Genomic DNA, 23,344 nt, shown 5'->3' with positions numbered 1-23,344 from the left:
ATGAAGGCATTAATTATTGATGATGAAAGAAAAGCTAGAAGCGTACTTAGAATTTTGTTAGAAGAAAATTGTAATGATATTTCAGAAATATTAGAAGCTGAAGATTTACTTACTGGAGTGAATCTAATTAAAAAAGAACAGCCTAAATTAGTTTTCTTAGATATTGAAATGCCTGAACATTCTGGTTTAGAAATAATCGATTTTATTGATAAAGAAAACTACTCTTTTGAAATCATTTTCGTTACTGCTTATAATGAATATGCAATTCAAGCTTTTCAACTTTCTGCTGTAGATTATTTATTAAAACCTGTTAGACCCACTCAAATTAAAGATGCAGTTAGCAAAGCTTTAAAACAAATAAATAAAAACGAATTAAATATAAAATTAGAAGAATTAAAAAAGAGTATCAATTCTAAAGAGTTAAAAAAGATTGCTCTTCCCCTATCTAATGGAATTAGATTTATAGATTTTGATGATATTATTTTATTCGAAGCTGATGGAATGTATACAAAAATTACAACTGTAGAAAATTCAGAACTCCTAATAAGTAAACCTTTAAAACATTTTGCTAGTCTGTTAATCTCACAAGCTACTTTTTATAAGCCACACCGATCATATTTAATAAATTTAAAATTTATCAAGGAATACATCAAAAAAGATGGTGGATATATTGTAATGACTAACGATCAAGCGGTATCAATATCAAGAGAAAAAAAAGAAGAATTTTTAAAAGTAGTCAGCTATATGTAACGTTTTAACAATTCATAATTACGTTTTAGAAAGTCAGTCTATTTCTCATGTAATATAATCAAGATTTTTGACCTCAAATCTTAATTAAATTACAAAATGATGAAAAAAATTACCATACTCTGTTTCTTAATGTTGGGCTTGGTTCAATTTAGCTCTTGTTCAAAAGACGATGCTATTGTAAACACCCCTCCAGTTATAAAATCTCAGAGTTTTTCAGTAAAAGAAAATATAAATGATACTTATATAATTGGTAAAGTACAAGCTACAGACGTAGATAAAAACACTTTATCTTTTAGTATTAAAACGGATGTAAGTAAATTATTTGAAATTAGTTCAGAAGGAGCTATAAGTCTAATTTCAGGTAAAACATTAGATTATGAAACTACTAAAACTTATATGCTAGAGGTAGAAGTATCTGATGGTACTGCCAAAACTTCAGCTACAATTACGATTAATGTAACTGATATTGATGAAAATACTGCTCCAACAATTAATTCACAGTCTTTTACCGTAGCAGAAAACATTAATGACACAGTAGAAATTGGTACAATAGTCGCTACTGATGGAGAAAATGATTCTTTAAGTTTTTCAATAAAAACTAATGATAATGGGTTATTTGAAATAACTTCAGATGGGAAACTAAGTTTAGTTAATGGTAAAAGTCTAGACTATGAAACAACTACAAGCCACACAATTACTATTGAAGTAACTGACGGTAAACTAACAGCTAATAATACAATTACAATTACCGTAACTGATGTAAATGAAATTCCTGGAGGCAAACCTTTTATTACCACTTGGGAAACTACCAGTTCAAATCAAAAAATTATAATAAATACTGGTCAAGGTGGAGATGCTACAAAACCAAATAATAATAACACTACTAGTGCTGGAAAAAATTCAACATCAACCTTTACAATTGATTGGGGAGATGGAATAATTCAATCTAACCTAACACAAACTGTTGCACATACTTATACCTCACCTGGCATATACACTGTTAAAATTACGGGTTATTTTCCTCATATGCGTTTTGCTGGCCCAAATATTCGAACTGTAGAACAATGGGGAGACCAAGAATGGGAAAACATGTATTCTTTCTTTAGAAATGCTGAAAACTTAGTTATAAAAGCTACAGATACACCTAACTTATCTAAAGTAACTGATATGAGCTATATGTTTTATAAAGCAACTAACTTTAATAGTAATATCAATAATTGGGATGTAAGTTCAGTTAAAAACATGAATGCTATGTTTAATGAGGCTAAAGCATTTAATCAAGATCTTAACTCTTGGGATGTAAGTAAAGTTACCAACATGAGTGAAATGTTTGAAAAAGCAAAAACATTTAATCAACCATTAAATAACTGGGATGTAAGTAAAGTTACCAACATGAGTGAAATGTTTAAAAACGCAGAAAATTTTGATAAAAACATTAGTAATTGGAATACAAACAATGTTACAAATTTGAAATCCATGTTTGAAAAAGCAAAAACATTTAATCAACCATTAAATAACTGGGATGTAAGTAAAGTTATTGATATGAGTCGTCTGTTATCACAAACTAAATTTGACCAACCATTAAATAATTGGGATGTAAGTAAGGTTACCAACATGCAATTTATGTTTTCTGGTACACCTTTTAACCAAGATATAAACTCTTGGGATGTGAGTTCTGTTTCCAATATGGCATGGATGTTTTCTGGTTGTAAATTCTTTAACGGAAATATTACTTCATGGAATACAAATAATGTAACAACTATGGCTTCAATGTTTGCTGGCGCTCTTCAATTCAATCAAAATATTTCAAATTGGAATACAAGTAAAGTTACTTCTTTAAATAGTACCTTCAATAACGCAAGAAGATTTAATCAACCTATTGGAAAATGGGATACTAGTAAAGTAACTACATTTAATAATGTTTTTTATACAGCCAATAGTTTAAATCAAGACTTAAGTAATTGGACTTTAGAATCTGTACCTAACAACACTATAATTAGAAGTTTTTTAAGTCGTAACTCAGCCATAAATATGGGTAAAACTCTTCAAGGTTGGGCTAACAATAATAAAACACCTTCAGGTATCACTTTCTCACATTCTAATTCTGGTTATAAGTGGCAATATTGTTCTAAATATACTTCTTCAGTAAATAAGTTAATAAACGATAAAGGATGGACTTTTCTTTCTTCTCACGAAGCTGTAAGCTGTCCATAGAGTTCTTTTTTTTAACCATATTAACAAGCCAATCAATTCCAGATTGGCTTGTTATGTTTATTACAAATATTAAACTAACAAAACTCAACAGCACTTAACATCTTGTTTATAAGACACTTTTAAACTTATTTAATTATATTTAAGACAAAAAGTCTTATATGCTAACCAAACAAGAAAAAAACATCCTAAGAAGTCAATTGTTTAGACATTTAGATGGTATAGTTACATGTCCATCAGCTTATGTGTTATTTGAAAAAGGAATTACTGATTATATCTTAAAAAACAAATCGGTTGCACTATCAGAAATAACGTCAGAATTTAAAGCTAATGAAGGATATTTAAATGTAGCTTTAAGAACTCTATGCTCTCAAGGCTGGCTTATTCAAACTGTAGACAATATTCAAAACAAAGTTTACTTTGAAACAAATGAAAACTCCAAAATAGCATTTTCACTTTTTCATTTATATAAAGAAGCTTTTAAATTACTACAGTTTTCGGAAGCTTATAGTGCTAGAAAATTTGAAAAAGAACCTTTTTTAAAACTAGAAGAGTTATATAAAAACTTTAAAATTAAGTTTGGAATAAACAATATAGATAACAATAAAATTCTAGAACAAATCTTAACACATATAGAAGGAATCATTGTAGGTCCAACTATAGTTTTGTTAGGAATGAGTGGGATGTTTCATAAATACTTTATGCAAACAAAATTCACGGCAGAAGAGTTTCATAGCGATGCAGAAAACTTTGGTCGCTTATTAAATATTCTTTCAGAATTAGGCTGGTTTAAAAAAAGCAACGGTTCTTATGAATTTACCGATAAAGGATTGTTTTTTGCCAGAAGAGCTAGTGCTTATGGAGTAACGGTTTCTTATATCCCTACACTTAGAAAACTAGATAAGCTTATTTTTGGAGATCCAAAAATGTTTGATACACCAAGTATTCACAATGATGAAATTCATGTAGATAGAGAAATGAATGTTTGGGGAAGCGGTGGAGCTCACGCAGCATATTTTAAAGTTATTGATGAAATTGTAATTGATTTATTCAACAAACCAATTCATGAGCAACCTAAAGGTATTTTAGATGTAGGTTGCGGAAACGGTGCTTTTTTAAAACACTTGTTTAATGTAATAGAAAATCAAACCAATCGAGGAAAAGTTTTAGAAGACTATCCCCTATTACTTATTGGTGTAGATTATAACGAAGCTGCATTAAAAATAACTAGAAAAAACTTGGTACAAGCCGATATTTGGGCAAAAGTAATTTGGGGTGATATTGGAAACCCTAAGGCTATGTCGGAAGATTTGCAAAACAAATATGGTATTAATCTCTCCGATTTATTAAATGTTCGTACGTTTTTAGACCATAATAGGATTTGGGAAACACCAAAACCGAATTCAAATCTTACTATTACTTCTTCTACAGGTTCTTATGCTTACAAGGGGGAACGTTTAAATAACAACTATGTTATAGAATCATTAAAACAGCATTTTAATAAATGGACACCTTTTATTAGTAAGTTTGGATTGTTATTAATAGAACTCCACACATCTAAACCAGAATTAGTAGCTAAAAACATTGGTAAAACAGCGGCTACTGCCTATGATGCTACACATGGATATTCAGATCAATATATTATAGAATTAGACGAATACATGAAAACTATGGAAGATATTGGGTTGGTTTCTGATAAAAATACTTTTAGAAAGTTTCCTAATTCAGATTTAGCAACGGTTTCAGTAAATCTTTTTAAACCTAAATAACTCAATAAACATTTTTAGCTTAGAATTTATTTAGTAGGTTTGTTTTGATTAAAATTATGAAAAAGAATGGAAAAATCTGAATCTGGATCTCCTATTTATAGATATAAGGGGTCTGATAAAAATATATTTGAAATAGCATCTGGAGAATCTTCAATAGATGAAATCTCAAACCATATAGAAAAATATATAGGCGAAATTCATATGGTTTTTCATGAAATAATCTCTGATCAAGTTCATATTGATATTCATTGGGTAAAACCAACAAAAGAAAGACCTTTTCATACGTTAATTACTTCGGGAATGAGTGATAAACCTATGAATACTCCAGCTGATATTCAAGACTCAAGCTATACAGAACTAAGCATTTGCCTTCCAGAAAACTGGAAGATATCAGAAGATAGTTTTAAAGATGAAAAAAATTACTGGCCAATAAGATGGTTAACATATTTAGCTAGATTTCCTCATAAATATAATACTTGGTTAAGTTATGGACATACAATTCCAAATGGTAACCCTCCTGAGCCTTTTGCTGAAAATACTAAGTTAAACACTATAGTTTTATTACCCTCAATAATATTTAATGAAAATTTTCATTGTCTAAGACTTGAAAATAAATCCATTAATTTTTATTCATTAATTCCATTGTATGAAGAAGAAGTAAATTTAAAAATGAAAAAAGGTGTAGAAGCTCTTTTTAATGGTTTTGATAAACATAATATTTCTGATATCCTTACAATTGATAGACCTAATACTGTTAAAAGGAAAAAGATATTTGGTTTGTTTTGATTTAATCTTCAATAATAAAGACTTAAAAAAGAGGATTTTTCTTCAAAAGTTTCTAATTTAAAAAAATGGAAAATTATCTCTACTTTCTTAGTATTTTTTTCTAGTAATCAAACTTACTTGATTTTTCCGTTTATTCAATATATTATACCGTTTATTACACAAAAGCATCCGTTTATTAATTCATCATGTATAAAAGCTTTGATTTTAATTAAAATTGAGGCGCATTATAAGACATTGTTTTTTTAGAACATATCAACTTTAATGCTAATCAATTTTAATCAATAGTTAGTTTCAATACAAAACAGTACTTTTTACTAGGACTTAAATAGCATTTAGGTATCAAGTAATTATAGGTATTCGCTCCTGTTTTCATATAGAAAATGACTTTTTAATCAAAAACAACACATATGAAAAACAACTTTAATGGAGTTTTAACGCTAATCCTAGTGCTTCTTGTCCAAATTACATTTGCTCAAGAAAGAACTATCTCAGGAATTGTATCTGACACAGCAGGTCCACTTCCAGGAGTAAACATTATCAAAAAAAATTCATCCATTGGTACAGAAACTGATTTTGATGGAAAATATAACATCAAAGCAAAAGCTGGAGATATTCTCGTTTTTAGTTTTATCGGAATGAAAACTACAGAAATAACAGTAGGTGTTTCAAATAAAATTAATTTAACAATGACCAACGTAGACAATCTTCTTAATGAAGTTGTTATCACTGGTCTAGGAATAAAAAGAGAGGCAAAAGCATTAGGTTATTCTCAACAAACCGTAAAAGGAGAAGATCTTACAAGGACAAAAGAAACAGATATCAGTACTGCAATAGCTGGTAAAGTCGCTGGTGTTCAATTTACTGGTCAACCTACTTCTACTTTTAAAAATTCAAACATTAGATTAAGAGGAGAAAGTAATGTTTTGTACGTAGTAGATGGTATTAAATTAAATTCTAGTTCTGATGTTAATACTGAAGATATTGAATCTATGACAATACTTAAAGGTTTAGCAGCAACAGCAATATATGGTCCGGAAGGTAGAAATGGAGCAATTGTAATTACTACAAAAAAGGCTAAAGACGGTAAGTCTTCTATTGAATTTAGCACAAGTGTTGCTTTTTCTGATGTGTATTTAATGCCAGAATATCAGAATGAATATGGAGGTGGTTATGCAAATGATGGAAAACCAAAAGGTCATTCAGAAAGAGATACTAATGCCATTGGTTACTTTACAGATTATAATGGTCAAAAAATCCCTACATATTCCGCTGATGAATCTTGGGGACCTAGGTTAGAAGGTCAAATGGTACGTCATTGGGATTCATGGATACCAAATACTAGTGAATATGGAAAATTAAGAGCATGGACAGCAAATCCTAACAATATCAAAGATTTCTTCCAAACTGGTATTACTCAAAATAACTCTTTAACTTTTTTAAAAGGTGGTGAAGATTATAATATTAGAACTACTATAACAAAAATTGATCAAGAACTAATTTTAGAAAATACAAAACGTAAAACTATTACTGTTAGTATTAATACTGATTATGATATAAATGAAAAATTAAATTTCAGAGTAAGTGCTAACTATACAAATAGGTACACAAAAAACGATCCAGATAATAATTATGGTAACATAGGTTCAAATTTTAATCAATGGTGGCAACGTCAGTTAGACATGAATAGATTAAAAAACTATAGGCATAATGGAAATATTTATTCTTGGAACATTTCTTCTCCAACAAATTCAAAGCCATTATACTGGGATTCTCCTTATTTTGAAATTTATGAAAACTTAAAAGAGGAAGACAAAAATTCATTATTTGGAGCTTTTGGTGCGAATTATAAATTCAACGAAAATTTAAATGTAGATATCCTTTTTAAAAAATCATACAACAGTTACAACTATAATGATAGAGCAGCTTGGGGTGGTTTAAATTCTAACACCTCTGGCCTTCCTTGGTATTTAGAAAATGTTAGAAGTGAAGTCAAGGATGAAATTACTGGTATGGCAAATTATACTAAAAAATTCAATGATTTTGATTTATCTGCTTATGCAGGTTTTGAAATAACAAACCAACTAGATAGGTATAGTGTAACTAATACTGTTGGAGGAATGACAACACCTGATTTTTATAGCATTGCTACTTCAGTAAATAGACCTGATTATGATGCAGGCAAAATAGAAACAAAAAGAAAAGCTTTGTTTACCTCATTATCTGTAGGATATAAAGACATGTTATTTGTGGAAAGTACTTACAGAAATGATTGGGGCTCTACAGCAAATCCAAACAAGAATAAAATTACTAGTTTTGGTATTTCTGGTTCTTTTGTTTTTTCTAAACTGATTAAAAACAATGATCTTATTTCTTTTGGAAAAATTAGAGTTGGACTAGCAGAAGCTCCATATTTCCCTAATCCGTATGCTTTAACTCAAACATACACTACGGAAGTCCCTTATGGATCTACAGGAACATCAACAGTGCCAAACGCTGGAGTTAATCCAACACTAAGAGGAGGAAATAAAAAAGAAATAGAATTTGGAACTCAGCTTAAATTTTTAAAAAATAGGATTGGTTTAGATTTTACTTATTTTAAAAGAAATGATGAAGAACTTCCTTCATGGGTTACTGTACCTGGTTCTACTGGTATTACTGGTTTTTATAGTAATGCCGGAAAACAAACTACTAAAGGTTTTGAACTTTCATTAAATCTAGTTCCTATAAAAACAGACAATTTTGAATGGAATATTGACTTCAATATTGCTTCACTTAAAAAAACTGTTGATTATATCGCAGATGGTGTAGATATTAATATTTTAAATAGCTGGGGACCTCAGTTACAAGAACGTGTAGGAGAAGAATGGGGAGCTATTTATGGTAATGCTTATAGACGTGATGCTAATGGAAATAAAATACTTACATCTAATGGTTTATATGAATATGATACAAATAAATATCTAGGCTCAATTTTACCTGACTTTACAGGTGGTTTAACTACTAACTTTACTTATAAAAACTTTAACCTAGCCTTAGGTTTTGATTATCAATTTGGTGGTAAATTTTATGGAGTTACTAGAAGATATAGCAATTATGGAGGACAAGGTATTGAAACTGTAGGAAATAACTCTTTAGGAAACCCTGTTCGTAACACAATTACAGGTACTACTAGCGTCCCATGGTCTGTAAATCTTGCAAATGCTAACTCTAATTCAGGAGGGCAATTAACATCTGGTGTAGATGCTAATGGTGCAGCACAACAATTCTTAGTAAACCCGTATGTTTTATGGAGAAGTAATTTAAGAAATGTTCATGAAGAATTTATAAATGATGCTACCTATATCAAACTTAGAACTATTAGAATTGATTATAACTTACCTAGTGCTATTTTAGAAAAAACACCTTTTACAAATATCAACCTAGGTTTATTTGCAAATAATGTTTGGCTTATAAAATCAGATATAAAAGGAGTGGATCCTTCTGAAATTGAAGGTCGTGGGAATTATAATTATATCGAAAACGGTCAATTACCAAGTGCTCGTACTATTGGTCTGAATGCTAAACTAACATTTTAATTAAAAAATTCAATACGATGAAAACGATAATAAATAAATTTTTACTGTTCTTATTTTCTAGTATTTTACTAATAAGTTGTGAAACAGTTGATTTTGGAGATACAAATATAAACCCAAACCAATCATCAGTAGCTTCTAGCTCTGGATTATTAGCTAATGCTTTAAGATCTATAGGAACGCAAGTTACTCAAAGGACACCAATGCTTTATACACAGTATTTAGCAAACGGTCAATATCCAGATCAAAGTAGATATGCTACTTTAAACTGGTCATATTATGGCCTTTATGCTGATCCTTTATATGATCTTAAAACAGTAATTGATTTAAATGAAGCTAATTCTAGTTCAAATTCAACAAATACTGTTGTTGTTGCTACTTTAGCTCGTGTATACCTATTACATACCATGACAGACAGATGGGGATATATACCATATACAGATGCTCTTAAAGGTCTTGATTTAATAAAACCCCGTTTAGATTCTCAAGAAACTGTTTATAAAGGACTAATTCAAGAGATTGATAATGCACTCTCAAAAATAACTTCTGGAGTGCCAGAAGGAGATATTATATTTAATGGTAATATGGATCGATGGAGACAATTTGGAAACACTTTAAAAGTGATTATGGCCCTTCGTTTATCTAAAAGAGATACTGAATTGGGAGGATACGCTAAATCTAAATTTAACGAAGCTATTACTGGTGCAATAAAACAGTCTGGTGATAATATTTACTATACTTTTTTAGCAAATGATAACAATGATAATCCTTGGCAAGATGCTTTTGAAACTCGTAAAGATTATTTAATGTCTGATGTAATTGTTAATTATATGATAGGAAACGGTACTGATACAGCTCCTCAAGATCCTAGATTAGCCAAATATGCAGATCCTGCTGTAAGTTCTTCTGTTGGTAATGGCACAAGATTTATTGGCGCTGATTATGGGAGTGGAAATGATTTAGTTGATAATTTCTCTTTCATTACTAAAGATATCATTTATAACGCAACAGCCCCAGGTATTATATTTACAGCTGCACAGATACAGTTTTCTATGGCTGAAGCTGTAGAACTTGGATGGATGACTGGTAATGCTGAAACTTATTTTAAAAATGGTATAAAAGAATCTATGATACAATGGAAGGTATCTACAGCTGATGCTGACAATTTTGTTAATAATTATCCATACAATGGAATGCAATCGATAGCAGAACAAAAGTGGATAGCTTTATTTATGCAAGGTTATGAATCTTGGGCAGAATGGAGAAGAATTGGAGGACCTGCTACCATTGTAAAACCAGCAATTTTATTACAAGGTACAGATATACCACAAAGACAAGCATACGCTACTACTACTCCAAATATCAATAAGGTTAACTATGATGCTGCAATTGCTGCTCAAGGACCTGATAATTTAGATACCAAACTTTGGTGGGCTAAATAAAGTCTACTAATTAATCTTAAAGAAGGTAATCTTATCTTCTTTAAGATTTTTTTTAATAAACTAATGTAACTATTTAGTAAGCATCTACATCAATAATAAAACGGATAGGTCTAAAATCTTTTACAGCTTCAAAAGTATTTTTAACTTTCATCAACTGCTCTTTTGTTTTTCCTAGTGACTGTTTCGGTGGAATTTTTATCACTAAATTCTTAATATACTGATTTCGAATACGAGAAACTGCTGGTGCTGTTGGTCCTAAAACATTTTCTTGAAATATATTTTGTAATGACTTTGCTAACCAGTTTATACCACTATCTACCCTCGTATAATCTTTATGTTTCAAGGTAATTTTAATCAATCTATAATAAGGAGGATAATGAAACTGCCATCTATCTTGTAATTGTTCCTTATACATTTCTGCATAGTTAGTTGTAGAAACTTGCTGTAATATTTGATGATATGGATTGTATGTTTGTATCGCAACATTACCTTGTTTCTTTGTTCGTCCTGCCCTACCCGATACTTGTACCATTAACTGATACGCACGTTCATGCGCTCTAAAGTCAGGGAAATTCAACATAGAATCAGCATTCAATACACCTACCAACGATACATTTTCAAAATCTAACCCTTTTGAAAGCATTTGAGTTCCTACCAAAATATCAATTTCTTGAGCCTCAAAAGCACCAATTATTTTTTGATACCCATACTTACCCCGAGTCGTGTCTAAATCCATTCTCCCAATATTATGATTTGGGAATAGCTCTTTTAGCTCCAACTCTATTTGTTCTGTTCCAAACCCTTTAGTATCTAAGGTATTACTACCACAAGCTCCACAATTATGAGGCATTGCTCTTTGATAATGGCAATAATGACATTTTAATTCTTTTCGGAATTTATGATAAGTTAAACTTACATCACAATTAGGACATTGAGGAGATACTCCACAAGTAGTACATTCTACTACAGGCGAGAAACCTCTCCTATTTTGAAATAATATAACTTGCTCTTTTTCCTCTAAAGCTTCGTTCATCATTTTTAATAAACGATCGGAAAAGTGCCCATTCATTTCCTTTTTTCGATGCTTCTCTTTGACATCAATCAGTTCAATTTTTGGTAACTGAATATTACCAAAACGTCTTGTTAATTCAACGAAACCATACTTATTTTGAGTAGCATTATAGTAACTTTCTAAAGATGGTGTTGCCGATCCTAATAATACTTTTGCTTTATGCAAATGTCCTAAAACTACGGCTGCATCTCGTGCATTATATCTTGGTGAAGGTTCAAACTGTTTGTAAGAAGATTCATGTTCTTCATCAACTACAATTAATCCTAAATTTGAAAAAGGTAAAAAACCTGAAGAACGTGCTCCTAAAATTATTTGTGCTTTCGGCTTATTATCTAACACGTTATTCCACACTTCTACACGTTCATTCATTGAATACTTTGAATGAAATACCGATATAAAATTACCAAAGTAATTTTGTAAACGAGTTATTATTTGGGTAGTCAAAGCTATTTCTGGCAATAAAAACAATACTTGTTTTCCAGAAGCAATAACTTCCTTAATCAACTTTACATATATCTCTGTTTTCCCTGAGCCTGTTACCCCATGCAATAAAGTAACATTTTGATTTTCAAAAGAAGTTTTTACTTCGTTAAACGCTTGTTCTTGAAACTCATTTAATGCTTTGGTCTCATTCGTTTCTCCTTGGTAATTAATTCTATCTGTTTGTATTTGATAGAATTCTAAAATATCCTTTTCTACTAAAGCTTTTAAAACAGCAGAAGAAACTCCTGATTTTTCTTCTAATTCTTTTGCTTTTATTGGCTTTTTAGAAGCTGCTAATTGAAAATATGTAAGAACAGCTTCTCGTTGTTTTTTAGCTCTTGAAAGTTCTTCTAATAAACCTTGAAGTGCCTCATTAGAATTATATAAAGCATTTAATCGAACATATTTAACCAGCTTAGGCTTATATGTTTCGTAAATTTCTTCTTTAATGTAAACGGCGCTTTTTTCAATCAGCCCATTAATAATGGGCAAAACTGTTTTCTTCCCTAATATATCAGCAACTTGATGAATAGTTAATTGAGAATGATGTTGTAAAGCTTCAAAAATTAAAAACTCTTCATCTGTTAAAGTATCTTCTTCTGTAAAAGATTCATTTTTATAAATAATAGTTTCACTTTCTAATAAAAATGCAGATGGTAATGCAGCTCTATATACATCTCCTAAAGAACACAAATAATAATTAGAAATCCACTGCCAATGTTTTAATTGTAGTTCATTTACAATAGGCTTATCATCTAATATTTGCTGAATATCTTTTGCTTCGTACAATTCTGGCGCATTCTGATGTATATCAAACACCAAGGCTGTATAAATTTTACTTTTTCCAAAAGATACTGCTACCCGCATTCCTTTTTTAAGGAACGAAAACTCTGCTTCTGTTACCGAATAAGTAAAGGTTTTTTGTAGAGGAATGGGTAATATGACGTCGATGAAATATGACATTATTCTATTATTTCTAAAGGTGTTGGAGGCGGTGGTTTAGGGTAAATAATATTACCATTTTTATCAAAAAACCTGAAGTCTTTTTCTAATAATATTTGAAGAGGATAAATTTTCTTTAAAGAATCTACGTTTTGTTTTTGAAAACTCTTAATAAAATTAAAATAGGATTTAGAAATAGTATCTAGTACATTAGATATTCTTTCTTTTGATTTTTTTTCAAAATTACGATATTTAATGATGATTAAGCTTTTACTCGGATTGTCGCTATAACTTGGATTTTTCCCCCAATTTAATAACTGTTTCTGTAAATAGTCATCAAAAATTTCAACTGTTAGAACTTGATTATCCTCAAAAAAAGTTCTATCTTCCTTATAATCACCTTCTAACCAAATTGTATTTCTATATTTAGGGCAAAATGTAGGTAAATTACAAGAAATAACTAGATTAATATTTATTGGTAAATCTTTATTATTTAACCTAATAAATTGATTTTTACTTGCTATTTCTTCATAATACTTGAATTTTTCAGGAGAATCTTTAAAACCATATATTGTATCAAAAGAAAAAACAAAAGTTGAATCCGTGTTTTTTTGAGTAGGAAAAACATCTTTCTTTGTTAAAACTCTTTCTTTTGGAGTTTTTGAACAGGAAAGTATCACTACTAATAAAACAGGTATTATAAATACTTGAAGCTTTTTCATCTAACATCAAAACTACACAAAAATCACTACATTGTAAACAGAAAAATCAGTGTATTTATGACTTCATTAGAATGGAAAAACAAAGGAAAATTATTAACAGTTAATAATCAACAAGTTTTTGTAATAGATGAAGGCACATCTGATAATACTCTTGTTATACTACATGGATATCCTACCTCCTCTTTTGATTACTATAAAGTACTTCCATATTTAACCAAACATTATAGAGTAATTATTCACGATCATTTAGGTTTTGGTTTTTCTGACAAGCCTTTAAATTACTCTTATTCTTTAATTGAACAAGCGGATATAGCTCTTTTGCTATGGGAAAAATTAAATCTGGAAAATATAACTCTCTTAGCACATGACTATGGAACTAGTGTAGCAACTGAAATAATTGCTAGAAGCAATCAACATCAATTAAAAATTACAATTGATAAACTTATTTTATGCAATGGTAGCATGCATATTGAATTAGCCAAACTAAGGACTATTCAGAAATTGCTAAAAAATAAACTAACTGGTAAATGGGTTGCTAAATTGGCTAATCAAGCTATTTTCAATAGAAATATTCGAAAAATTTATTTTGATAAATCCAAAGTAACTCAACAGGAACTAGATGAAATGTGGTTGCAAATTAATTATAACAATGGTAGGAATGTAATCCACCTATTGAGCAATTATATTAACGAACGTTACTTCTTTTGGAATCGTTGGATTGGTGCATTAACTAATACTGAAATCCCTACCAAAATAGTTTGGGCTACTCACGATCCTATTGCTGTTAAAGCTATTGGTGAACAACTGCATAAAGAAATTCCTAATAACAAATTAGTATGGTTAAAAAGTACAGGACACTTCCCTATGCTTGAAAATCCAAAAGAATGGAGTGAACTGGTTTTAAGCTAATAAAGTTTTAGCTGATCATTTTTAAATATAACTTTTCAACTTTTGCTCTTGCCCAAGGAGTTGTTCTTAAAAACTTTAAACTCGATTTATACGTTGGATTCTTTTTAAAAACATTAATGTTTAACATCTCTCCCATTTCTTCCCAACCATATTCTAAATATAGTTCTTCTAGCATTGTTGCTAATTTTATTCCGTGTAATGGGTTATTTGGTTGCTCTTGACTCATATTTGATTTAAAGATTGCAAAAGTAATAGTTTTACTCAGTCAATTTATCTAATAATTCTCTAACTTTTGTACTATTCCAATCTGCTGGTCCTTTTTTCATCATGGCTATAGCTCCTTTTTTATCTACAATAAACGTGGCTGGTATTGTTTGACTATTAAACTCTACTGGCCTTTTACTTAAAGGTCTATACGTAGGTAATTTGTAATTGTTTTTCTTATAAAAATCAGAGATAGTATTCCAATCTTCGCTACTCACAAAAATAAATTCAACTTTATCTTTATAATCATTGTATAACTTCTGAATACTTGGCATTTCTGCCCTACAAGGAGGGCACCAAGTAGCCCAAAAACTAACAAAAACTACTTTATTTTTTACCTTATTAAAATCTATGCTTTCAGTATTTAAGCCTTTTAAATTCCAATTGTATGTTTTTAATTGCTCTCTTTTTTCTACTTTGATAGTAGATGGAGAAAAAGATATTAACCTAATAAAATACACCTTAGTAGGTGGATATATTAGTAATCCAATAATGATAACAAATACAATATTTGAAATTGATTTTTTGGTAAACTTCATTAATCTAAATTTGGCAACACAAAATCGTTCAACACACTTTTCTTTGCCATCATTTTTTCAATTGCTTTTACAGTTCTCGGAGCTTCTTCTGATAAGTTCACAGGACCATTTTTAGTTATCAAAATATCATCCTCAATACGAACAGCAATCCCCCACCATTTCTTATCACACTTACTTCCTTCTGGTATATAAATACCTGGTTCTACAGTAATAACCATATTCTCTTGAAACTTTCCATAAGTTCCAGGGTCATGTACATCTAATCCAATATGATGCGATGTACCGTGAGGAAAATACATATGTTTCTCATCTAATGAATTGATAATTCCTAAATCTAATAAACCTTGATTAATAACTTGTTTTGCTTCTTGACCTGGTTGCCAAAATTGGTTTCCAACTTTAGAAACTGCTATACCAGCATCTTGAGCTTTTAAAACAATATTATAAATTGCTTTTTGTTCAGGAGAAAATTTACCATTAGCAGGAATAGTTCTAGTTACATCGGCAGTATAACCTCTATATTCAGCTCCTAAATCCATTAATACTAACTCGTCGTTTACTCTAGTTTTATTATTCTCTATATAATGTAAAATACATCCATTGTTCCCTGCTCCAACTATTGATGGATATCCTTCGTATTCTGCTCCGTACTTTTTATATACAAACTCATGAATTCCTTGAATCTCTGTTTCAGACATTTCAGGTTTCATAGCTTTCATCATTTCAATTTGTCCTATTGCCGAAATACGAATTGCTTTGGTTAACAACTTCATTTCTTCTGGTGTCTTTACTTCTCTCATTTCTGCAAATCGAGTTGGTAAAAACTGAATATCAACATTAGATTTCAAATTAAGCTTTACAGCTGCTTTCTCTTGAAATTCTTTTTTAAGCTTGTTGTTTGTAGCATTTTTATACCCCATTAATAATTCATCATTCTTAAAACTTGGGTAGTATGTAATTGCTTTTCCTATTACTTGAGCAACATTAGCACTATTTTCTATAGGTGTAGATTTTATTAACTCATACACATACCTCTTTTCTTTTGATAAAAGTGATGATGCACTATATCCCGATTTATTTTTAAACTCATTAACAAGGTCATATATTTCAGCTTTATTTCTTTCTGAGTTTCTATAATCGTCTTTAAATTTTTCTATAAAAATCTTATCAAACTTTTTAAAATTTAATTTATCTGAAATAAAATCTTCAGCATTTTTAGCAACCTTAAAACCTAATTCTTTTTTAGCGCCTTCTATTCCCAATCGTTTACCATTCCACATTTCTGCTCTAGGATTATTCTTTTGTACGTATAAAACTTCATTATAAGTCTTGCCTTTAACATCCGTTTGGTTTTCTGAAAACAATACTAAAACTGCATTAGGCTCGCGATATCCCGTTAAATAATAAAAATTTGGATCTTGATGAAAAACATAATCAACATCATTTGCTCTATTTCTAATTGGATTAGCAAATACTACTGCTACAGAGTTTTTAGGCATTTTAGAACGTAGTATTTCTCTTCTACTTTTATGAAAATCTGCTGGTAAATAATCAATCGGAGTTTGAGCTATTACAGCATTAAGAGTTCCTAATAAACAAACAAATAGAATTTTCTTTAACATTTTTTTGGTTTTATTACACTCAAATGTAAGATTCTTTCATTTATAATAAGGAAATATTAACATATATTTAGGTAATAATTCATTGAAATATTAAACAAAATCTGACTATTTGTTTCTCAATTTTTCAATACTTTAGCGATACTTTAAAACAAACAATTTTAAAATGAAAAATACTGCTTTAACACATATTCATGAAGGCTTAGGAGCAAAACTAGTTCCTTTCGCTGGTTATAACATGCCTGTACAATATGAAGGTGTAAATATTGAACACGAAACTGTAAGAAAAGGTGTTGGTGTTTTTGATGTAAGTCACATGGGTGAGTTTTTCTTAAAAGGAGAAAATGCTTTGGCTTTAATTCAAAAAATATCATCTAATGATGCTTCAAAATTAGTACCTGGTAAAGCGCAGTATAGTTGTATGCCTAACGCTGATGGTGGAATTGTTGATGATTTAATCATTTACATGATTAGCGAAAACGAATATATGTTAGTTGTAAATGCTTCCAATATTGAAAAAGATTGGAATTGGATTTCTCAGCATAACGATTTAAATGTTGAAATGGAAGACCGTTCTGATGATTGGTCTTTATTAGCAATTCAGGGACCTAAGGCCGCTGAGGCAATGCAATCGTTAACTTCTGTAGATTTATCTGCTATTAAGTTTTATACTTTTGAAATTACTGATTTTGCTGGTTTACCTAATGTTATTGTATCTGCTACTGGATATACAGGTTCTGGTGGATTTGAAATTTACGTTAAGAACGAAGATGTAGAAGCTGTATGGAATAAGGTTTTTGAAGCTGGTGCCGATTGGGGAATTAAGCCTATTGGTTTAGCTGCTCGTGATACTTTACGTTTAGAAATGGGATACTGTTTATATGGTAATGATATTGATGATACTACTTCTCCTCTTGAAGCTGGTTTAGGATGGATTACTAAGTTTACTAAAGACTTTGTAAATGCTGAAGCTTTAAAAGCTCAAAAAGAAGCTGGAGTTACTAGAAAACTAGTTGCTTTTGAATTAACTGAACGTGGTATTCCTCGTCATGATTATGACATTGTAGATGCTGAAGGAAACAAAATAGGAAGAGTTACTTCTGGAACAATGAGTCCTTCTTTAGGTAAAGGAATTGGTTTAGGTTATGTTCCTAAGGAATTATCAAAAGTTGATTCTGAAATCTTCATACAAGTGCGTAAAAAGCAAATACCAGCTAAGGTTGTTAAATTGCCTTTTTATAAAGGATAATTTTAACCTAAATAATAAAAAAAGCAGCTCAATGAGCTGCTTTTTTTATAAATACAATCTAGAGTTATTTCTAGAAATCATCATCGTCATCATTATTGTTGTTCTTATCCTTTTTAGAAATTTTATTCCAGATTTTAATTTCATCTGCATTAGTTACTCCTTCTAAGATTTCAACATTTACTCCATCAGACAATCCTAATTTAAGGTCTTTTCTTTCAAATTTCTGATCTCCTACCTTAATTTCTACATAAGGTTTTTCTGTTTTTCTATCAAATTGTAATAATGCTTCTTTTATAGATAAAACACTATCCTTTTTTGCTAAAACAATTTCAGCATTTGCACTATACCCTGCTCTAATAAAATATTTATCATCTAAAGATACGTCTGCTTTAATTTTAAATTGAACTGCTCCTCCCTCATCTGTTCCTTTAGGTGCAATGAAATTTAATACCGCTGGAAACTTTTTATCCTCTATTGCTCCAATAGCAACATCAATATTAGTTCCTTTGATTAGTTTTCCTACTTCTGATTCATCTACTTTTCCTTCGAAAATCATTTTCGTCATATCAGCAATACGAGCAATTGTAGTTCCTGCGTTAAAATCATTTGTTTGTGTAACTTGATATCCTTTTTTTACCGGAATTTCTACAATCATACCAGATGTTGTTGCTCTAATACTAGTATTAGCTGCATTTCCTAATCCAGATGTTGTTCCTTTTCTAATGATATCCATATCAGATTGTGCATTTGATAATGCTTGTTTGGCATTATTATAATTCAATTCTGAATTTTCAAAAGCTTGACGAGAGATTACTCCTCTATCAAATAATTTTTTATTTCTATCAAATTGAACTTTAGCATTGTTAAATGATAATTTTGCATTTTTAACACTACCATTTGCTCTATTTAAAGAAGCTACATTTGGTACTACTCTAACTGTTGCTATTAAATCTCCAGTTTTTACAATAGCTCCTTCTTCTACAAGAATTTTATCTACGATTCCTGTAATTTGAGGTTTTATTTCAACTTCTTCTAAAGGAATTACTTTTCCTGTAGCAACACTCTTTTTTACAATTGTAGCTTTGAATGCTTTTTCTGTTTCATATTCAATTGGGGATGCGCTATTCTTTTTCCCAAACCATATTAACACTACTACTAATGCTAACGCTATTCCGCCAAAAATGATTATTTTTTTCATTTGTATTTATTTATATTCTTGTTAATCGATTTTATTGTTACTCTTCTCTTAATGCTTCTATTGGTTGAATTATGGTAGCCATATAGGCTGGTATAAATCCAATTAATGTTCCTAACACTATTAATACTGTATATGCTATTAAAACTATAGGGATATCAACAGTTGGATTGGTTAGTAAATCCAATTTATCTATAATCATCAATACTCCTCCTCCGGCTATAATTCCTAATGAGCCTGCTAATAATGTTAAAAATACTGACTCTAATATAATTTGTTGTCTAATTTTAGCTGGTGTTGCACCTAAAGCTCTTCTAATTCCAATTTCTTTTGTACGTTCTTTTACTGTAATTAAAAGAATGTTACCTATGGCAAATACTCCTGCTATTAAGGTTGCTATTCCAACAAACCATGTTAAAAACTGCATCCCTGTTAAAAAACCTGTTACTTTGGCTATTTCTTTTCCTAAATTAAATCCATTAAAGGCTCTATTATCTTCAGGATGAATCTTATGAATACTTCTAAGTAATACTTTTACATCAGATTCTACTTGCTCTATATTAAACTCTGGTTTTCCTGTTACTACCATCCATTGGAATTTATTTCCTCTGTTATAAACTAATTTAAAGGTACTAAAAGGGATATGGATATTATTAGGTCCTTCAAACCTACCTGGTTTATATATACCAATAACTTTATATCCAATATCATTAATTTTTATATAAGTTCCTAAAGCCTCTTCTTTTCTATCGAATAATTGTTTGTATACTTCTGTACTTATAACACAAACCTTTTTATTCTCATCAATATCATTTTGATTTATAAACCTTCCTTCTGTAAGATTTTTCTTTTGAATTTTATCTAATAACGGATAATCTCCAAAAATTGTAAGGTTTGCCGTTTTTAAACCATTTACTACTAAACCTCCGGTAACGTTTCTAGGAACAACAAACTCTACTCCATTTACTTCATTTCTAATTTTATCTACATCGCTAGTTGTTAACGTTATTTGTCTACCTTCTTGGAAACCTTTAAATGGTTTTGATGTTCGCCCACCAGCCATAAAAACACTATTGGTTGCAAAATCACCAAACATGCTGTTAAAACCATTTTCAATTCCTTTAGCTGCTCCTAATAACCCTACTAATAATAGTATTCCCCAGAATGCTCCAAAAATTGTAATTGCAGTTCTTGTTTTGTTTTTACGAATACTTCCGTAAATCTCTTGCCAAGTATCTTTGTCAAATAAAAATTTCATAATTAATCTGCTCTTAAAGCTACTATTGGTTTAATTTTTGCCGCTCTTTTTGCTGGTAAATACCCCGCTATCATTCCTGCTATAATTAATGTTATTGTGGCTCCAACAACAACAGGAGTTGAAACACCTGGATTTAATATAAAATATTGTTTTAAACTAGGTCCTACTGCTTTTAATATTCCTACACCTAATGTTAAACCTAAATATCCAGATATTGCTGTAATTAAAATTGCTTCTAACATAATCATTAATACAATTGATCTTGGTGTAGCACCAATAGCTTTTCTAATTCCTAGCTCTTTTGTTCTTTCTTTTACTATATATACCATTATATTACTAATTCCAACAACTCCGGCAATTAATGTTCCGAAACCAATAATTAAAATTAGTATACCAAGTCCTACCATCATATTCGAAACTTGCTTGTTATCTGAGGCATAATTACGTATCCTTATTCCTCTTTGATCTAATGGTGCTATTTCATGCTTCTTTTTTAATTCCCTACGCATGTCATTACTAAAAGCTATTGCTTCTTCAATGCTTAACTCAGGATTATAAGTCATACCAAACTCATCAATATGGTCATTGTTACCATAGATTTGTTGCATGGTAGTAAAAGGTATGTAAATGTAACGTTCATCACTATCACCTCCTGGGTCTGAAAAAACACCTATTATTTTATAAATAATTCCACCAATGTTTAATTGTTTCCCATAAGCACTAACTTGACCAAATAAATCTTTTTCAACCATTCGACCTATTACCGCTACTTTAGACTTTTCTTTTAAATCTCTAATATTTAGAAAACGTCCTTCAGTTACTTCAGCAGATTCTAATAAATCATATTTTGGATAAACTCCTCTAATAGTGTAATTATCTTCTTCTGTTTTGTAAACAACTTTTGCATTTCTCTGTAATCTGGGGCTAATCATTTGAATCTTATCCCCGTATTTTTCTTTCAGAAACTCAAAATCATCATCTTTAAATTGAATCCTTCTCCCTACTTGATTTCCTTTATAAGCTTTTGTTGTTCTATTTGACCAAATATAGATTGAGTTAATTGCATCTTTTGCAAACTCATTTTTAAATGTATTTTGAAGTCCATTACCTATTCCAAAAAGTAACGTAAAAAGTAAAATAGCAAAAGCTACAGTAAATCCAGATAAGGCAGAACGCAACTTATTTTTACTAATACTTTGGAATATTTCTCTCCAACGATCTAAATCAAACATAATTAAACTGCTTTAGCCTTTTTAGATTTTTCATTAGATGTATACTCATCACTTATAATAACACCGTCTTTTAGTCGAACAATTCTATTAGTTTGTTCAGCTACTTCTTCCTCGTGTGTAATTACAAAAACGGTCATACCTTCATCATTAATCTCTTTTAACAAATCCATTACAGAATCTGTTGTAGTAGAATCTAAGGCTCCTGTTGGCTCATCTGCTAATACTACTTTTGGTTTTGTTACCAAAGCTCTTGCAATAGCCACACGCTGTTTTTGTCCTCCTGAAAGCTCATTTGGTAAATGGTTTGCCCATTCTTTTAAACCAACTTTCTCTAAATATTCTAATGCTTTTTCTGAACGTTCTTTTCTTCCTACACCCTTATAATAAAGAGGCAATGCTACGTTTTCTAAAGCTGTTTTGTATGAAATTAAATTAAATGATTGGAATACAAATCCTAAAAATTTATTACGTAAAACTGCTGCTTTCTTTTCATTTAAATTTTCAATTAATTGACCATTTAAATAATAATTTCCTTCATCATGCGTATCTAATAATCCTACAATATTTAATAAGGTAGATTTTCCAGATCCTGAAGATCCCATAATTGATACAAATTCTCCTTCCTTAATGTGTAAATCTAATCCCTTTAAAACGTGAAGTGAGTCTTTCCCTATAGGATAAGATTTGTGTAAGTTTTCTATTCGAATCATTGCGTTAGTTTATTTTTTTACTAAAATAAATACTGATTCATCTTTTTATTGATAATAAAATGTTAAATCCTTATTTACTTTTCTACTAGACGCTTAATTTTGATTAATGTTACAATATTTTAAAATTATTTATAAATTAACCCAACTTTATTTCACATAAATGATTGATTTACCTAAAAATAAGAAGATAATTTTATTTGATGGCATTTGTAACTTTTGTAATAATGCTGTGCTAAAAACCATTAATTATGATAAAAAAAATCAATTTGTTTTTGCGTCATTACAATCTGAAGTTGGTAAAAAAATCACAAATTATTTAGGTATTGATACTTCAAAAATTGATTCTATAATACTTTATGAACCAAGTAATGCCTATTATATAAAATCGACTGCAGCTTTAAAAGTTATGGCTGAATTTGGTGGTTTTTGGCAAATTGCAAGTTTTTTAATGGTATTTCCTGAAGGTTTACGCAATTTGGTGTACGATTATATTGCTAAGAATAGATATAAATGGTTTGGTAAAAAAGAAGAATGCATGATTCCTACTAAAGAAATTCGAGAAAAATTTTTAGAATAAAAAAAACGCACTTTTAAGTGCGTTTTTCATTTTAAGTATTTGT

Annotated in this window: 18 protein-coding genes; 9 read left to right on the top strand and 9 right to left on the bottom strand. The window is 30.0% G+C overall.

Translation table 11 applies throughout. The features are described from left to right. The 6 genes from Q0958_RS05870 (at position 1) to Q0958_RS05845 (ending at position 10,530) form a co-directional block, all read left to right on the top strand. Positions 1 to 750: a LytTR family DNA-binding domain-containing protein gene (locus tag Q0958_RS05870; protein WP_299120939.1), complete on the top strand. Its 750-nt coding sequence runs from the start codon at positions 1 to 3 to the stop codon at positions 748 to 750. A 99-nt stretch (positions 751 to 849) separates the two neighbouring features. Further along, positions 850 to 2,964, top strand: a complete 2,115-nt coding sequence (locus tag Q0958_RS05865) for a BspA family leucine-rich repeat surface protein (RefSeq protein ID WP_299120935.1) — start codon at positions 850 to 852, stop codon at positions 2,962 to 2,964. Between the two features lie 158 nt (positions 2,965 to 3,122). Further along, positions 3,123 to 4,730: a class I SAM-dependent methyltransferase gene (locus Q0958_RS05860; RefSeq protein ID WP_299120932.1), complete on the top strand. Its 1,608-nt coding sequence runs from the start codon at positions 3,123 to 3,125 to the stop codon at positions 4,728 to 4,730. Between the two features lie 66 nt (positions 4,731 to 4,796). Beyond that, entirely contained in the window at positions 4,797 to 5,516 is a 720-nt protein-coding gene (locus Q0958_RS05855) for a suppressor of fused domain protein (RefSeq protein WP_299120929.1), read from the top strand. Positions 5,517 to 5,923: 407 nt separating this feature from the next. Further along, a complete protein-coding gene (locus tag Q0958_RS05850) occupies positions 5,924 to 9,091 on the top strand; it encodes a SusC/RagA family TonB-linked outer membrane protein (RefSeq protein ID WP_299120926.1) in 3,168 nt (1,055 codons plus the stop codon). A gap of 17 nt (positions 9,092 to 9,108) precedes the next feature. After that, positions 9,109 to 10,530, top strand: a complete 1,422-nt coding sequence (locus tag Q0958_RS05845; protein ID WP_299120923.1) for a SusD/RagB family nutrient-binding outer membrane lipoprotein — start codon at positions 9,109 to 9,111, stop codon at positions 10,528 to 10,530. Positions 10,531 to 10,603: 73 nt separating this feature from the next. Here Q0958_RS05845 and priA read toward each other — a convergent pair whose 3' ends face one another. Next, the gene (gene priA, locus Q0958_RS05840; protein WP_299120920.1) at positions 10,604 to 13,048 is read right to left on the bottom strand and encodes a primosomal protein N'; all 2,445 of its coding nucleotides are present in this window, start codon (positions 13,046 to 13,048) and stop codon (positions 10,604 to 10,606) included. Beyond that, a complete protein-coding gene (locus tag Q0958_RS05835) occupies positions 13,048 to 13,749 on the bottom strand; it encodes a hypothetical protein (RefSeq protein ID WP_299120917.1) in 702 nt (233 codons plus the stop codon). Before Q0958_RS05835 ends, priA begins: the two co-directional genes overlap by 1 nt. Before the next feature lie 57 nt (positions 13,750 to 13,806). Here Q0958_RS05835 and Q0958_RS05830 point away from each other — a divergent pair, with 57 nt between their 5' ends. Next, positions 13,807 to 14,658 carry an alpha/beta hydrolase gene (locus Q0958_RS05830; protein ID WP_299120913.1) on the top strand — a complete coding sequence of 284 codons (852 nt, stop codon included), beginning with the start codon at positions 13,807 to 13,809 and terminating at the stop codon, positions 14,656 to 14,658. 7 nt (positions 14,659 to 14,665) lie between these two features. Here Q0958_RS05830 and Q0958_RS05825 read toward each other — a convergent pair whose 3' ends face one another. The 3 genes from Q0958_RS05825 to Q0958_RS05815 are packed head-to-tail and all read right to left on the bottom strand — an operon-like array spanning position 14,666 to position 17,083. Then, the gene (locus Q0958_RS05825) at positions 14,666 to 14,884 is read right to left on the bottom strand and encodes a VF530 family protein (protein ID WP_150898846.1); all 219 of its coding nucleotides are present in this window, start codon (positions 14,882 to 14,884) and stop codon (positions 14,666 to 14,668) included. A 31-nt stretch (positions 14,885 to 14,915) separates the two neighbouring features. Beyond that, on the bottom strand, positions 14,916 to 15,461 hold the full coding sequence (locus tag Q0958_RS05820) for a TlpA disulfide reductase family protein (protein WP_299120908.1): 546 nt from the start codon (positions 15,459 to 15,461) through the stop codon (positions 14,916 to 14,918). Continuing rightward, positions 15,461 to 17,083: an aminopeptidase P family protein gene (locus Q0958_RS05815; protein WP_299120905.1), complete on the bottom strand. Its 1,623-nt coding sequence runs from the start codon at positions 17,081 to 17,083 to the stop codon at positions 15,461 to 15,463. The genes Q0958_RS05820 and Q0958_RS05815 overlap by 1 nt, the downstream gene beginning before the upstream one ends. A 163-nt stretch (positions 17,084 to 17,246) precedes the next feature. Here Q0958_RS05815 and gcvT point away from each other — a divergent pair, with 163 nt between their 5' ends. After that, a complete protein-coding gene (gcvT, locus tag Q0958_RS05810; RefSeq protein ID WP_299120902.1) occupies positions 17,247 to 18,329 on the top strand; it encodes a glycine cleavage system aminomethyltransferase GcvT in 1,083 nt (360 codons plus the stop codon). A gap of 70 nt (positions 18,330 to 18,399) precedes the next feature. Here gcvT and Q0958_RS05805 read toward each other — a convergent pair whose 3' ends face one another. Genes Q0958_RS05805 through Q0958_RS05790 form a run of 4 tightly spaced genes read right to left on the bottom strand, consistent with a single transcriptional unit; the run spans position 18,400 to position 22,724 of the window. Further along, positions 18,400 to 19,527, bottom strand: a complete 1,128-nt coding sequence (locus Q0958_RS05805) for an efflux RND transporter periplasmic adaptor subunit (RefSeq protein WP_299120900.1) — start codon at positions 19,525 to 19,527, stop codon at positions 18,400 to 18,402. A 37-nt stretch (positions 19,528 to 19,564) separates the two neighbouring features. After that, the gene (locus Q0958_RS05800; RefSeq protein WP_299120898.1) at positions 19,565 to 20,782 is read right to left on the bottom strand and encodes an ABC transporter permease; all 1,218 of its coding nucleotides are present in this window, start codon (positions 20,780 to 20,782) and stop codon (positions 19,565 to 19,567) included. Between the two features lie 2 nt (positions 20,783 to 20,784). After that, complete coding sequence (locus Q0958_RS05795; protein ID WP_299120896.1) at positions 20,785 to 22,014, bottom strand: ABC transporter permease; 1,230 nt, start codon at positions 22,012 to 22,014, stop codon at positions 20,785 to 20,787. 2 nt (positions 22,015 to 22,016) lie between these two features. Beyond that, positions 22,017 to 22,724, bottom strand: a complete 708-nt coding sequence (locus Q0958_RS05790) for an ABC transporter ATP-binding protein (RefSeq protein ID WP_299120878.1) — start codon at positions 22,722 to 22,724, stop codon at positions 22,017 to 22,019. A 160-nt stretch (positions 22,725 to 22,884) separates the two neighbouring features. Here Q0958_RS05790 and Q0958_RS05785 point away from each other — a divergent pair, with 160 nt between their 5' ends. Beyond that, on the top strand, positions 22,885 to 23,301 hold the full coding sequence (locus Q0958_RS05785) for a thiol-disulfide oxidoreductase DCC family protein (protein WP_299120875.1): 417 nt from the start codon (positions 22,885 to 22,887) through the stop codon (positions 23,299 to 23,301). Positions 23,302 to 23,344 lie beyond the last annotated feature (43 nt).

The organism is uncultured Tenacibaculum sp. (assembly GCF_947499065.1).
Lineage (GTDB): Bacteria > Bacteroidota > Bacteroidia > Flavobacteriales > Flavobacteriaceae > Polaribacter.
Note: the sequence above shows the minus strand (reverse complement) of the source record. Positions and strands in the feature narration are given on the sequence as shown.